General features: G+C 60.7%; 12 protein-coding genes. 3 read left to right on the forward strand and 9 right to left on the reverse strand.

The window, feature by feature from the left end; translation table 11 throughout:
- Positions 1–169 precede the first annotated feature (169 nt).
- Entirely contained in the window at positions 170–2,320 is a 2,151-nt protein-coding gene (locus P9L99_12880) for a hypothetical protein (protein ID MDP8224250.1), read from the forward strand.
- 119 nt (positions 2,321–2,439) lie between these two features.
- Here the strand turns inward: P9L99_12880 and P9L99_12885 are convergent, their stop codons facing one another.
- The 3 genes from P9L99_12885 to P9L99_12895 all read right to left on the reverse strand — a co-directional run bounded on the left by P9L99_12885 (position 2,440) and on the right by P9L99_12895 (position 6,119).
- Complete coding sequence (locus P9L99_12885) at positions 2,440–3,939, reverse strand: metallophosphoesterase (protein ID MDP8224251.1); 1,500 nt, start codon at positions 3,937–3,939, stop codon at positions 2,440–2,442.
- A gap of 137 nt (positions 3,940–4,076) precedes the next feature.
- Positions 4,077–5,432 carry a tetratricopeptide repeat protein gene (locus tag P9L99_12890; GenBank protein MDP8224252.1) on the reverse strand — a complete coding sequence of 452 codons (1,356 nt, stop codon included), beginning with the start codon at positions 5,430–5,432 and terminating at the stop codon, positions 4,077–4,079.
- A 27-nt stretch (positions 5,433–5,459) separates the two neighbouring features.
- Complete coding sequence (locus P9L99_12895) at positions 5,460–6,119, reverse strand: hypothetical protein (GenBank protein ID MDP8224253.1); 660 nt, start codon at positions 6,117–6,119, stop codon at positions 5,460–5,462.
- 123 nt (positions 6,120–6,242) lie between these two features.
- Between P9L99_12895 and P9L99_12900 the strand changes: the two genes are divergently transcribed.
- Both P9L99_12900 and P9L99_12905 read left to right on the forward strand, forming a co-directional pair.
- Positions 6,243–6,998: an SDR family oxidoreductase gene (locus tag P9L99_12900; protein MDP8224254.1), complete on the forward strand. Its 756-nt coding sequence runs from the start codon at positions 6,243–6,245 to the stop codon at positions 6,996–6,998.
- 1 nt (position 6,999) lies between these two features.
- On the forward strand, positions 7,000–8,601 hold the full coding sequence (locus tag P9L99_12905) for a hypothetical protein (protein ID MDP8224255.1): 1,602 nt from the start codon (positions 7,000–7,002) through the stop codon (positions 8,599–8,601).
- Between the two features lie 11 nt (positions 8,602–8,612).
- Here the strand turns inward: P9L99_12905 and P9L99_12910 are convergent, their stop codons facing one another.
- From P9L99_12910 to P9L99_12935, 6 genes are all read right to left on the reverse strand, one after another.
- The gene (locus P9L99_12910) at positions 8,613–9,887 is read right to left on the reverse strand and encodes an iron-sulfur cluster carrier protein MrpORP (GenBank protein ID MDP8224256.1); all 1,275 of its coding nucleotides are present in this window, start codon (positions 9,885–9,887) and stop codon (positions 8,613–8,615) included.
- 21 nt (positions 9,888–9,908) lie between these two features.
- A complete protein-coding gene (locus tag P9L99_12915) occupies positions 9,909–10,271 on the reverse strand; it encodes a NifB/NifX family molybdenum-iron cluster-binding protein (GenBank protein MDP8224257.1) in 363 nt (120 codons plus the stop codon).
- 13 nt (positions 10,272–10,284) lie between these two features.
- Positions 10,285–11,154 (reverse strand): ATP-binding protein, encoded by an 870-nt coding sequence (locus P9L99_12920; protein MDP8224258.1) that lies wholly within the window; start codon positions 11,152–11,154, stop codon positions 10,285–10,287.
- Complete coding sequence (locus P9L99_12925) at positions 11,151–11,996, reverse strand: ATP-binding protein (GenBank protein ID MDP8224259.1); 846 nt, start codon at positions 11,994–11,996, stop codon at positions 11,151–11,153. Before P9L99_12925 ends, P9L99_12920 begins: the two co-directional genes overlap by 4 nt.
- Before the next feature lie 368 nt (positions 11,997–12,364).
- Positions 12,365–12,838, reverse strand: coding sequence for a DUF134 domain-containing protein (locus P9L99_12930; protein ID MDP8224260.1), 474 nt, complete (start codon positions 12,836–12,838; stop codon positions 12,365–12,367).
- 213 nt (positions 12,839–13,051) lie between these two features.
- Positions 13,052–13,501, reverse strand: a complete 450-nt coding sequence (locus tag P9L99_12935; GenBank protein ID MDP8224261.1) for a hypothetical protein — start codon at positions 13,499–13,501, stop codon at positions 13,052–13,054.
- Positions 13,502–13,833 lie beyond the last annotated feature (332 nt).

Genomic DNA, 13,833 nt, shown 5'->3' on the forward strand with positions numbered 1-13,833 from the left:
GCCGGCGTCGCCGGCCTGCCCGGGGGGCTACCCGCCCCGGATACTATCGAAGCGAATATTGAATGCAAGTCCCGGCCTTCTTTCTGCAAGCCAATCACGATCGCCGCAAATTGCAAAACCGCGAGAAAGCCGTTACTTTATGGCGGTTTCGATGAAAGGACGATAAACGATGAAATCCTCCTCGCTACTGTTTGGGCTTTTCGTTTTGCTCGCGCTGTTATTGGCGGTATCCGTGGCCTGCGACGACGACGATGATGACGACGATGATGCCGGCGACGACGACGATGACAATGACGACGACAATAATGACGACACAAACGACGACGATGACGACACCGGCGACGACGACACCGGTGACGATGACGACGATAACAATGACGACGACGACGACAATGACACCGATCCCGGCGACGCCATCGAGCCCACCGCCGCGTTCCTCGACCGGCAGGATACGTATCTGCAGCACTGCTACGACAACAACGGCCCCGGTCAGGGCGGCCGTCACGGCCAAAGCTGCCGCGTCTACCTCGGCGCGTCGGAATACAACGAAGCCACGGTCTATGAGTCCATCGCCAAGATCAACGCCCGCGAAGATACCTCCGACTTCGACCTGACCGGCTTGCTGCGCATGCTGTATCTCGACCGCGAGGCGCAGGCCCTGCCCGCCACGTTCAAGGCCGACATCGAAGACACGGTGCTCAATTTCAAGTACTGGCTCGACGAGCCCGGCCCCGACGACCTGTGTTGGTGGTCGGAAAACCACCAGATTCTGTACCACTCGCTGGAATACCTCGCCGGGCAGCTTTTCCCCGACGACGTGTTCCCCAATTCCGGCATGACCGGTACGGAACACATGCTGCACGCCGAACCGCTGATCCACCGCTGGATGAAGTTTCGCGGTTACTTCGGATTTTCCGAGTGGCATTCGAACGTCTATTTTCAGGAAGACATGCCGCCGCTGATCAACCTGGCGGATTTCGCCGAAGATGAAGTTATCGCCACGAAAGCGGCGATGATTATGGACATGATGGCCTTCGACATGGCGATGAACTACTACCACGGCCTGTTCGCCACGACCCACGGCCGCACCTATCCCAGCAAACTGCTCGGCGGCTTGAACGACTCGACGCGGGTGGGCGTCTGGATCATGCTCGGCCTGGGCGAAATGGGCACCAGCACGAGTGATTTCACCGGCTCGTTCCTTGCCACAAGCGATACCTACTTCCCGCCGCCGATTTTGGAAGCCGTCGCCGTGGATTCCATCGACTTCGTGGAGCACAAGCAGCGCGACAGCATCACGATTGAAGAAGGCCCGGAATGGGGCATCGGCTACGAGGCTTACCAAGACGTCATGTTCTGGTGGGGCGCGACCGGTTACGCCGTGCCCGAAATCGTCGACGGCACCTTCGCGATGGTCAACGAATACAACTTGTGGGAAAGCTTCTTGTTCAGCGACATCGCGTTCCTCAAGCCCCTCGTCAACGGCCCGCTGCCGCGCCTGCTCACCACGATGTTCGAAGATTTGGCGCGCGGCGTCGCGCTGGAACGAGTGAGCACCTACACCCACCGCACGCCGAACTATCAGCTATCGGGCGCGCAGGATTTCAAGCCCGGCATGTGGGCCGCGCAAGTGCACATTTGGCAGGCGACGCTGGATAAAGACGCCTATGTGTTCACCACCTACCCCGGCGGCCTAGCCGACGATTACGCGGGCGGACCGTGGACCGGCGGCTTCCTGCCGCGCGCCACGCTGCATGAAAACGTCGGGGTCATTCAATACCGCCGGCCTCAAATCCCGTTGCTCGATCAACTGCTCTTTGTCGATTACAGCCACGCCTATTTCCCGAAAACCGGTTTTGACGAATGGTCGCAGAGCGGCAACTGGGCCTTCGGCCGCAAGGGCGACGCCTACGTCGCGCTGTACTCCGAGAACCCCACGGAATGGGCGACCGACAACGACTACGAGCTCATCGCCGACGCCAAGGAAAACGTGTGGATTGTCGAACTGGGCGACATCGATGAACACGGGTCCTATGCCGCCTTCGTCGCCGCGGTCGAAAGCGCCTCGGTAACCATCACGGAAGACGAAGTGAGCTACGGCTCGCCGACGCAAGGCGCGGTTGTCGTCGGCTGGGAAGGCGAGATGACCGTGGACGGCGCAACGATCGATCTCGGCCCGTACGAGCGGTGGGAGAACATCTACTGCCAACAGCCGTGGGGCACGAACGTGACGACCATCGAATTCGACGGCGCCCGCCTCGAACTCGATTACGAACGTGACGACCCGCGCCGCCGTTACTGGGAAGACGCGCCGGAATAGACACTCCGGGCGGAGTTCGGGTAGCAGTTACATCGGCGGGAGATTGGCGCGTGCGCCTAGAAGCGCGCCGCGCGTCGTGTGAAAAGATTCCGCTCTGCCGCGACTACCGACCGGGCTAATCAGCAGCCGCAGCCGCTGTCGTCGTCATCATCGTCGTTATCGTCGTTGTTATCGTCGTCGTCATCATCATCGTCATTGTCGTTATCGTCGTCATCATCGTCGTCGCCGCCGGTGTCGTCGTCATTGTCGTCGTCATCATCGTCGTCGCCGCCGGTGTCGTCGTCATTGTCGTCGTTATCGTCGTCGTCATCGTCGCCGGAACCGGGATAGGAGTTTTCGTCGCACGGATCGGTCCCGGCGAGAACCTCGTCACCGTCGTTGTAGCCGTCGCCGTCGGTGTCGGCGTCGTAAGGATCGGTGCAGCCGGCGTATTCCTCGCCGTCGGTCAAGCCATCCTCGTCCCAATCGCCATCGGCGCACGGCACCGGCAATTCTTCGCCGATTCCCTGCCCGCCGAAATCGTTTTCGAGCATGTATTCTTCGATGATCGTGCCGTCGGCGCGTTTGGCGGTGAGGTTGATCACTTCGCCGTTCACGTCGATTACGAGGTAGTTGTTGGAGCGTTCGTACGCGATCGTCCACGCTTCGGGGTCTACACCGTAGAGCGGGGCGCCGCCGCCGCCGAGCACGAAGTAATCAACACCTTCGACTTGATTGTGCTGGTAATTGTGGTCGTGACCGCCGAACACCAGGTCGACGCCGAAATTCGTAAGCAGCGGCGCGATGGTCGTGCGGTAAAGCATCACGTCGACATCGGACCCGTGGTTGGAGGCGGAATACGGCGGAAAGTGCGCCTGCACGACGCAGTGTTTGACGCTCGGGATGCTCTCGGCCAGGATGAGTTGGTCGACCAGCCAGCCGTATTGATCCGATCCCGGCGTATACAACCGCGCAATGTCCAAATTGATGAAGAAGGTATTGCCGTACTGAAAAGAATAAACCGACGATGTGGCGTCGCCGTGGTCCGGCGTATTGAAATAGCGACGGAAGAAGGGTTGCCCGGCCCACATCTCGTGATTGCCCATCACCGGCACAAATACCGACTCACGCAGCATGCGGTGCTCGATGTCGAAAAACTCGTCCCACTCCCATACGAAAACCGCGATGTCGACCAAGTCGCCGTTGTGCAGCACAAAAGGCACGGCTTCGGCGCGTATCGCTTCAATCACCGCCTCATGCTCGGGGCGATTGGTGCGCGTATCGCCAAAGGCCACAAAGCGGAAGGGTGTTTCCGGCTCGACGCCGGTCATGAAACTGTAAACGTCGGATTCATACAGCAACGAGCGCACTTGATAGAAGTACTGCGTATCGGGCTTGAGGCACTCGATTTTGCCGCGAAATACGCCGATGTCCTCGGATTGCACCGCCAACGATTGGTCGAGACTATCCTCGGAAAGACCGTAGAGGATCTCGCCCTGCCCCGTCCCTTCCCACACAACCGACACGCCGCGCTTGCTGGGATCCAAGAGAACCGGGCCGACCGCCCAAGTGACGGAATATCCAATTAATATCGCCGCTGTAGCGAGAGTTACAACTGCCAAGAAATGCGTTTTTTTCATCGTGCGGACCCTTTCTACACCCCCCCCGGGAGCCGCAATCTTAACACGGTTGTCGCACTTTGTTAACGGCATATTATTGATCTGCTACCGGCTGCAAGGTGGTCCATCGAAGGTCCTGGACTATCGTGCTTGCCGCGCTATTTCACTTTGCCGCAGGCATTTGTTTCGCCAAGTTGGCAAAGTTTGCGGTAGGCGCGTTGCGCGTCCTCGGCATCCATGGAGGCGATGAGACCTCTTGCGTGCGCGCCTTTGAGTTGGTCGCAGCCGTAGTCGTTGCCTTTTTCGCAGGCGTGCAAGTATAGATTGATCGCCTTGGCCACGTCGCGATCGATGCCCTGTCCGTGTTCGAACAAAAGCCCCAAGTTGGCGCAGGCCAGTGCCAGGTCATTCGCGCAAGCCTCCACAAACAGCTTGTACGCCCGCTTGAAATCCTGCTCGACGCCTCGCCCTTCGCGGCACAGCCAACCCAGGTTATTGCAGGCCAGATCGCTGCCGTCGTCGCATCCTTCTTCATAAAGGAACGCGGCTTTTTTCGCGTCTACCGCCACACCCTTTCCTTGACTGTATAGGTAGCCGAGATTCGTGCAGCCTACCGCCTCACCCTCGTCGCAGGCCGCGGCGTAATAGCGACGGGCCTTCTCGAAGTCTTCCCCGACGCCTTCGCCGTTTTCAAACATCCGCCCCAACTCGTTGCAGCCCGAGCTGTTGTGCAGCCCGCACCCTCGTTCGAACGCGTCGCGCACCTCGTTCTGCTTTGGATTGAGCGCGGCATTGTCCCGCAACAAGATACCGAGGTTGGTGCAGGCGCGGCCGCTTCCCTTTTCACAGGCGCGGCGGTAGAAGGCGGCGCCCTGGACGACGTCCTTTTCGCCGATCCGCCCGTTGGCGTACATCCAACCTAAATTGTTGCAGCCGTAAAACTCGCCGTCGTCGCAAGCACGGCGATACAGCGCTTCGGCGCGGGCGTCGTTTTGCACCACGCCGTACGCTTTGGCGTACATCCACCCGGCGTTCGAGCATCCGACCGCCACCCCGCCCTCGCACGCGAACTCATAGAGACGCAGCGCCTCGTCGTATCGCTTGCCGCGGTTTTGGTAATGCCGAGCCATAATGTTCGCGGCCATCGGATCCTTGGCCGGGTCGGTTTTCACGGTGAGCACATCGTAAGCGGTTTCCCAATCGCCCATGTACTGCTTGGCGTACGCGTCCACGGCGCAAGCGTCGGTGATGTTCGATTCGCAGGCACGGCGCAGGCGGTCTTCCCATTTGTACGCCGCGTAGGCGCCGTGGGTGAGTAACTCCTGGAAGGCGGACCGGATCAGTTCCGCATCGGGGTCGGCCGGGCCTTGCGGCGGCAGGGATGGGTCGTCGTCGGTCGCGGCGGAGTCACCGTCCCAGCGCGTGCTGAATCCCTTGGCGACGAGATGCGCGACAACGGCCGCAGCCCCGACCAAAAGCAGCAACACAATTCCGGCCACCAGGAATTTCTTCATTGCGGCAATCCTTTTTCCACCGGCCGCTTAACGACCGGCAGCCGGTTTCTGTTCGACGCAGGCCGCGCCGTACCCTAACCGGCAAGCCCGTTGCAGGTACTCGCTGCCGTCCAAGCCCCGCTCGCGGAGGTCCTGTCCCAAGAAAAAGCAGCCCAACGCTTCGCCCGCCCGGCACGACATGCGCCAGTAATTGCGGCCCGTTTCGGCGTTATCGCTGCCCGGCAGGGAATGCGCCACGACGACCGATCCGTAATGCGTACACGCCAAATACAAATCGTGGTAACACGCCTTTTCCAAATACGTCATCGCGCCGCGCCAGTCGTTCTTGTCCGTAAGCAGCATGTAACCGTACGCAAAAGCTCCGTAGGTGTTGGTGCGGTATTCCATGCGTCCCAGAGCGAGGTCGTAGTCGGAGCCTCCATGCCTACCCACGCGCGTCAACGCGTAAACAAGCACGCCGCAGACATCCGGATACCCGGCATGGCAGAATTCGTCGAGCCGGTCGGCCCAATAACGCGCGGCACGCTCGCCGCCGCATGCGATTTCGTGAAGCGCCAAACGCAGGTCTGTTTCACTCATTTCGTCGCCACTGCTCGATATATACGGCTTGGCGCAGGCCGCCACGCCGAGGATCAAGCCGCATACGACCAGCAAGAGCGCCCCGCGATACACTGAAAACGACCGCATGTTTCCTCTCCGTTTCTTCTTTCCAAAATAGAGCATTCGCCCCGTCACGCCAAACCACAACTTGCACGCACGCCGATCCCCGCTTAGGATATTGCCTCCGGAACCAAAGCAAGGAGCCCACCGATGGAGAAAAAGCTCGCGGATCGTGTCGCGATAGTCACCGGCGCCAGCCGTGGTATCGGTGCCCACATCGCCACCCGCCTCGCCGCCGAAGGCGCCAAGGTCGTGCTGGCGTCGCGGAAAGCCGAAGCCCTGGAAACGGTGGCCGCCACGATCAAAGAAGCCGGTGGCGAAGCCCTTTCCGTGGCGACTCACATCGGCAAGGTCGAGCAAATCCAAGCCTTGGTCGACGCCACGCTGAGCGCTTACGGCCGGGTGGATATCCTAGTCAACAATGCGGCAACCAACCCCGTGTTCGGCCCGGTGATGTTCTGCGAAGAGCCCGCTCTGATGAAAGTCTTCCAAGTCAACGTATTCGGGCCCTTCTTGCTGGCCAAGGCGTGCCTGGAACCGATGCAAAAGGCCGGCTACGGCAAAATTGTCAACCTGACGAGCACCGCCGCGTTCCAATACGCCCCCATGCTGGGCGTGTACGGTATGAGCAAAGCCGCGCTGCAAATGATGACGCAAACCCTCGCCGCCGAGTGGGGCCATTTCGGCATTCGCGTCAACGGTGTCGCGCCCGGCCTAGTCAAAACCGATTTTTCCGCGGCCCTGTGGAATTCGGAGGAAATCCTCAAAGGCGCGCTCGAGCGCCAGGCCATCAAGGAATTGATGGAACCCAAGGACGTGGTCGGCGCGGTGGCTTTCCTGGCAGGTCCGGAATCCGATTTCGTCACCGGCCACACGATGGTCGTCGACGCGGGCGGCAGCATCTGACGTGTCGACCAAACGCGCCATGGCCGCGGCGATTGTTCTCGTCGTTTTGCTCGCGACGGCGGTGTTCTGGCCGGCCGGCGCGGCCCGCCATTCGCTGAACAACGAAGACCTCGCGCACCTCAAACGCCTGCGTGACAAAGCACGCGGGTTGATGCAAACGCAAATGGAACTGTCGTGGAAACGGCGCACGACCGGCGAGCGTGTTGATTTCGCCGCGACCTACGAAGGCCACGAGAAGCTCTTTTCCCTCGACACGCTCATCTTCCTGTCCAAAGCCCTCGCCAAGGTGCACGACGACCCGAATTTTCAAAAGGCCATCGAGTTTTTCCGCGATCACGTGCTGCGTGAAGCGGTGGATATGCGCGTCATGAAAATCGACGGCGAACTCGACGCGTACCTGGCGACTAAGCACTTCACCTACGACGGCAAGGAATTTCCGTTTTGGCAGGCGCGGGCGATGCTGATCGACGCCGCGGAGCCCGCCGCCCGGCAGGCTATCAGCGACGCGGTGGTGCCGATTCTGCGCGAGGCGAATCAGCAATTCAAGAAAAAGCAGGAACGCCTGCATCGGCTGGCCCGTGAGCTGGGTTATGACGATGTGGTGTCACTCTCCGAGCAATTGCGGGGCGTCGACCTCGACCAGTTCGCGCGGGAATGCCAACGCCTGCTCGACCGCACCGAACGCCATTTTCTGGGGGAGCAGGGATGGGCGGCGTCGTTCGCGTTGGGCATGCCGATCGACCGCCTGCGTCGCGCCGACCTGCCCCGACTCGCCGCCGTGTCGGTGACCGAAGACCGCTTCGCCGCCGATCAACAAATGCCGCGGTTGAAAAACGCACTCGTGGAAATGGGCCTAACGCTCAATCACATCAAGATCGACGACGCCGAACGCCCCAACAAGAGCCCGCAAACCGCTTGCTTCCCCGTCGTCGTGCCGACCGACGTGCGCTTGTCCTACAAGCCCGTCGAAGGCGTCGCGGCCTACCGTCGCCTGTGGCACGAAATGGGCCACGCGCAACACTTCAGCAACACGAAAACGCCGGTTTGGGAATTTCAATTGCTGGGTGACAGCGCGGTCGCCGACGCGTTTTCGTTTTTGTTTGCGGGCTTGATCGACCATCCGCAATTCGCCGAACGACACTTCGGCTTGGCCGGCGAAGCGCTGGCTGACCACACGCGCCTCGCGGCCTATCGCCACCTGCTGATGGTGCGCCGTTACTGCGCCAAGGTGTTGTACGAACTCGAGTTGCACCGCGGCGCCGCCGACCCCGCCTCGCGCTATCGCCACTGGATGGGCATCGCCTACGGGTTGAAACTCGACGCCAACGACGGCGAGCGGCACGGCATCGATGTCGACAACTATTTCCAAGGCGTGGACTACGTGCGCGCCTGGAATCTCGAGGCCATGCTGGATTACCGACTCACCCGGGAATTCGGCGATAGTTGGTTCACCACCAGCGAGGCCGGCGCCTACCTCAAACGCCTCTGGATCTCGGGCACCTTCTATTCGGCGGATGAAATGGCGAACGAAATCGGTTTCCGCCGTTTGAAAAACAAATACCTCATCCGCCGCGCCAAACGCCGCGCCCACGCTCGCTTCTAATCACGCAACGCCTAGTGATCGCAGACGTTGGATCCCGTCGCCAGGGTGCCGCTCAAGAATTGTTCGACAACCGCCCGCGCCTCAATGGCCGGCGCACCGACCATGACCTGCACGCCGCTGTTACGGAACATCTCCTGCGCTCGACTGCCCATGCCGCCGGCGATGATTACCGTGCCGCCCTGCTCGGCCACCCACGGCGGTAACACGCCGGGCGAGTGATCGGGGGGCGTTAAAACCTTTTCATCGACGATCGCGCCGTCCCTCACCGTGAAAAACGTCATCGCGTCGGCGTGACCGAAGTGATTCGTCAAACTGCCGCCGTGCGTCGGTACAACCACGACCACCTCGCCCGCTGCGGGAGCCGCGTCTGTGGGAGCCGCGTCTGTGGGAGCCGCGTCTGTGGGTTCGGGCTCGGCGTCAGCCTTGGTTTCCCCACCGGCCGGGGCCGCGGGCTCGCCAATATTCTGTTGGACTTCCGCAATGATCGCCGTGAAAGCGTGCGCCGCTGAAGAGCCGTCGGCTTCTTCCACGAACACGAGTCCTTTATCGCCGCCGCGCACGATGTTTGGATCGATCGGCACAGCGCCCAGAAAACGCAACTGTAGCTTACGCGCCAGTTCGCCGCCGCCGCCCGCGCCGAAAATGGGTTCCACGTGGCCGCAGGATGGACACAGGAAGCCGCTCATGTTTTCGATAATCCCCAAAATGGGCATCTCGACGGTCTGGCAGAAATTGATGGACTTGCGCACGTCGGCCAAGCTGACTTCCTGCGGCGTCGTGACAATCAACGCCTGAGCGTGAGGGATCGTCTGCGCGATCGTCAGCGGTTCGTCGCCGGTTCCCGGAGGGGAATCAATGATCAGGTAGTCGAGTTCGCCCCACTCCACGTCGCCGATAAACTGCCGAATGGCGCCGATCTTTTTCGGCCCGCGCCAGATCACCGCGCGGTCGTCGATGTCCAGCAGGTTACCTATCGACACCATCGCGAGGCCCGACGTGTGGGCCATCGGAATGAGTTTATCCCCCAGCACGGCGGGCCGGGCTTTAGTTAACCCCAGTAAAACCGGCACGGTGGGCCCGTGTAAATCCACGTCCATCAGCCCCACCTTCTGGCCTGCGTGCTGCAGCGCCACGGCCAGGTTGACTGCCACCGTCGACTTGCCCACTCCGCCTTTCCCGCTCATCACGAGAATCGTGTGCTTAATTTTACCTAACGACTCCTGAATACGTTGATCTTCCTGTTGCCGGGCTTCCATGTTCGGCCCGTTCGGTTGTTGCTGTGACACGAAATAATCCTCCTGCGCGACTTAGCCCCAGTGACCGGGGCGGTCGGCGCCCTGTGCTTGCTGTAACCGGCCGGCACGCAAGGCGTCAATCGCTTCGCGCACCGTTCCGGCTTCGGATAGATAAATAGAAACACCGGCAGTCTTCAACACGTGATAGGCCTTGGGCCCCACGTGGCCGCTGATCAGTGCCTGAGCGCCGGTTGCGACGATGTTTTGCCCCGCCTGCACGCCGGCGCCTTGTGACGCCTGTAAATTTTGCTCGTTGGACACGAGTTCGAATTCTCCGGTTTCGTCCTCATAAATTATAAACGACGACGCGCGCCCGAACCGGGGGTCCACCGGCGCGTCCAAATTGTTGCCGGAACATGTGATGGCAATTTTCATCGCTTTCTCTCCTTCAATTGGCAGTGGTAAGTTCCTCTTCGATCACTTTCCACACGTCTTCAATGGCGGTTGTCAGGGGACCGGTGCCGTGCCGCACGACCGGTTCGGCAGCGGCGACGGCCTCCAACGCGCTTTGGTCATACGGCAGACGGCCGATCAGCCGGGCACCGTTTGCTTCGATACATTCGACCATGTGCGCGGCATAGTCCAGCGCCAAGTCGGCCTTGTTGAGCACGACGAGCGCGGGGATCTTGAAATGGCGGGTCAGTTCCAGAACGCGGTCCAAGTCGTGCAAGCCCGAAGGCGAAGGCTCGGTGACCAACACGACCAAATCCACTCCGGTCAACGCCGAAATTACCGGACAACCGATACCCGGGGGGCCGTCGATGAGCACGATCTCGTGCCCGCCCTCTTCGGCCCTTTCCAGCGCGCGTTTGCGCACCTGCGCCACGAGCTTGCCGGAATTCTCCTGCCCGGCGTCGATTTGCGCATACAGCATGGGGCCGAACTCCGTGTCGGCTTCGTACCAATGCCCCGCCAACTGCTCGTCTTCGAAGATCGCGTGCTCGGGGCAGTAATCGACGCACACGCCGCAGCCTTCGCAACGCAGCGGATCGATAACGATGTCCGGCGAAATCGCGTTGAAACGACAAACGCCGACACATACCCCGCAACGCGTGCACGCGGCTCGATTAACGATCGCCTTGAAACCGGCGTGAAACTCGTTCACCTTTTTGTTCGTCGGCGGTATCAGCAAAGCCAAATCGGCCGCTTCCACGTCGCAATCGGCCACGACCGGCCGCTTGGCCAACGCCGCAAACGAAGCCGTCAACGTCGTTTTGCCCGTGCCGCCCTTCCCGCTGAGGATCGCGACCTGTTTCATCGCTCACCTCCGACTTTCTCCATCACCGCTTCCCATATTCCGCGAACCGTTTCCCCGACCTCGGGAATGGCCACGGAGGGCACTTCGCCGCGAGCATAGGCGACCGCGATGCGCCGGTCGTCGTTGATCTCGCCAAGCAAATCGATGCCTTCCTTGCGACAATAATCGTGCACGCGTTCGTCGCCGATGCCCACGCGGTTGATCACCACGCCGAAAGGCAGACGCAAACGGCGAACCAAGGTCACGGCGAGTTTCAGATCATGCAAACCGAAGGGCGTGGGCTCGGTCACCAAGATGCAGAAATCGCTGTCGCGCGTGGCCGCCACCACCGAACACGACGTACCCGGCGGCGCGTCGACGATAACCGTCTCATCGGCCGCCGTGGCGGCGCGCACCGCGTCGATCAAGGGCGGGCTCATTGCTTCGCCGACGTTCAGGCGGCCGCCCACGAAACGCACGTCACCGGCGTGGCCGAACAGCAATTCTCCCACGGGGCGCTTCTCTTCGTAGATGGCGTGTTCGGGACAAGCCAACAGACAACCGCCGCATCCCTTGCACAATTCGTCAAACACGATGACCGACTTGGGCAGCACGGCGATGGCGTTGAAGCGGCAACGATCGCGACAAATGCCGCAGTACGTGCACACTTGCTCGTCCACCCGAACGACCGGCACCCGCAGAGGCCGCGTCTCGCTTACTTCCGGATGCAAAAACAAATGACCGTTCGGGGCCTCGACGTCGGCGTCGGCGAAGGTGACCCCGCCCCCCAGCAAAGCGGCCAGCCCGGTGGCGAGCGTCGTCTTGCCGGTGCCGCCCTTGCCGGAGGCGATGGTGACAATCATGAAGACCTCGAACGAATTCGGTTATTCGGCACCTTGCGCATCAAGCTCGGAGAGCCGTGCTCTCACATCGGCTAAACTTCTCTCGAGCGCTTCACGTTCCTGACGCAGCCAAGCAGCTTCGTCTATGGCCGGTGTCGGCTCAGCGGGAACGACGCCGTAAGGTACGCTCCTCGCCGCACCGCGACCCATTCCGCGACCCATTCCGCGACCGAAACCGCGACCCTGGCCACCGCTGAATGAACGTGTATCGCCACCTCGGCAGTTACCTAATCCGCGTCCGGTCATCGGACCATACGCTTGTGGTCCAGTACCGTCAAAGCCGGGCATATCCTACCTCCTTAGTCGGTTTTATTCCTGTTTTTCAGCCTTTAGCGATCGCCACCTTGTCCGCGATCGCCACCTTGTCCGCGACCGCCGCCTTGTCCGCGACCGCCGCCTTGTCCGCGACCACCGCCTTGTCCGCGACCGCCGCCCTGTCCGCGACCGCCGCCTTGACCGGCGCCCTGCCCGCGAAATTGTTGCGTCGGTTCCGGAAACGCTTGCGGATCCGCCTCATCCATCGGTTCAATTGGAAACACGAATATCGCTCCTTCCACCAGGCTTTGTACGAGCTTGCGCCTGGCGTCTTTCACGGTGCGTTGAATGCTGCCGCGACTAACGCCCATGCGCTCGCCGGCCTCTTCCTGGGTCAGGCCCTCGACATCGCAGAGACGCAGCGCCTCCAACTCATCGGGCGTAAAGCGAACGATCGGCAAACCACCGGCCGGTACGCCCATCGGTTTGTAGACGCGCTCGCCGCTCAGCCAGCGACATCGGCGATGCTTGCGGGGACGTGGGCTCATCTCTTACCTCCGGCCCTTATTGTGCATATGCACATTATTAAGTCAAGAAGTAATACTCCGTGCTTATTGCGACATGGCGTGGTTCAGCACTCCACTTGCCGCTTTTCGTTTGCCTTTTTTTTGAAATCGCTAAGCGAGGAGCGTAGTAGCGCCCTCACGCTAGGGTAAAAACGGGACACGCAACAAGTACATGTCCCCGTTTTCCCAATCTCCTTAGGGGCAGGCGTTGGCGGTCGCTTCGTAGACCATCCAGCAGGCGTCGATTTCGCCTTGCAACGCGGTTGGGTCGGTGCCGAGGCAGTCGGTGACGTTGACCTGCAGGCAGCCGAAGAACTCGCACTGGGCGTTTTTCACGCATGGGTTGGTGCTGTCCCAATATTGGTCGAATAGTGTCATGTACGTATTGCAGAAATCTTGCGCAAAGGTGGCTTGATCCGCGCCCCAGCAGGAGTTGTACCAGTCGAGGCATTCCTGGTTGGTGTCGCACGAGTTGTACGAATTGTCGTCATCGTCGGCGGCGGCATCGTCGTCATCGACCGCGTCGTCATCACAATTGCAGTCGCACTCCTCACCATCGCATCCGTCGTCGCAGGCGGATAAAACCAATCCCGCGGCAAAAAGAACAAGTGTCAGAAGAAGTAACGTGGTTTTGTGCCAAGTCATTGTTGTGCCTTTCTCGGTTTCTCATCGGCGAATTTCCTGGAAGACCCATCCGGAAAAAGTCGCGGCTTTTCTCTGATTCCCGCATCGTTGTATCGGGATACGAGTTTTATGTTGACCCCGCATCCATGTGGGGCGGCGGCACACAATGCCGGAAGGCGGCCGTTGGCGCAACCGGGGTTGGGTTGGACGATGGACCGCGCGCCGTCGCGGTGACAACGATGTCGGACTGCACAGCCTCCCCGCCGATGGCGGTGAGACTATGGCACCCCGGCGTTTTCAGTACCGGACCTTGCCTGGATCGCGACTGAAGTCGCTCCTACGTTTTTTGTGCG

The sequence above is a fragment of the Candidatus Lernaella stagnicola genome (assembly GCA_030765525.1).
In the GTDB taxonomy this organism is placed as follows: Bacteria; Lernaellota; Lernaellaia; order Lernaellales; family Lernaellaceae; genus Lernaella; species Lernaella stagnicola.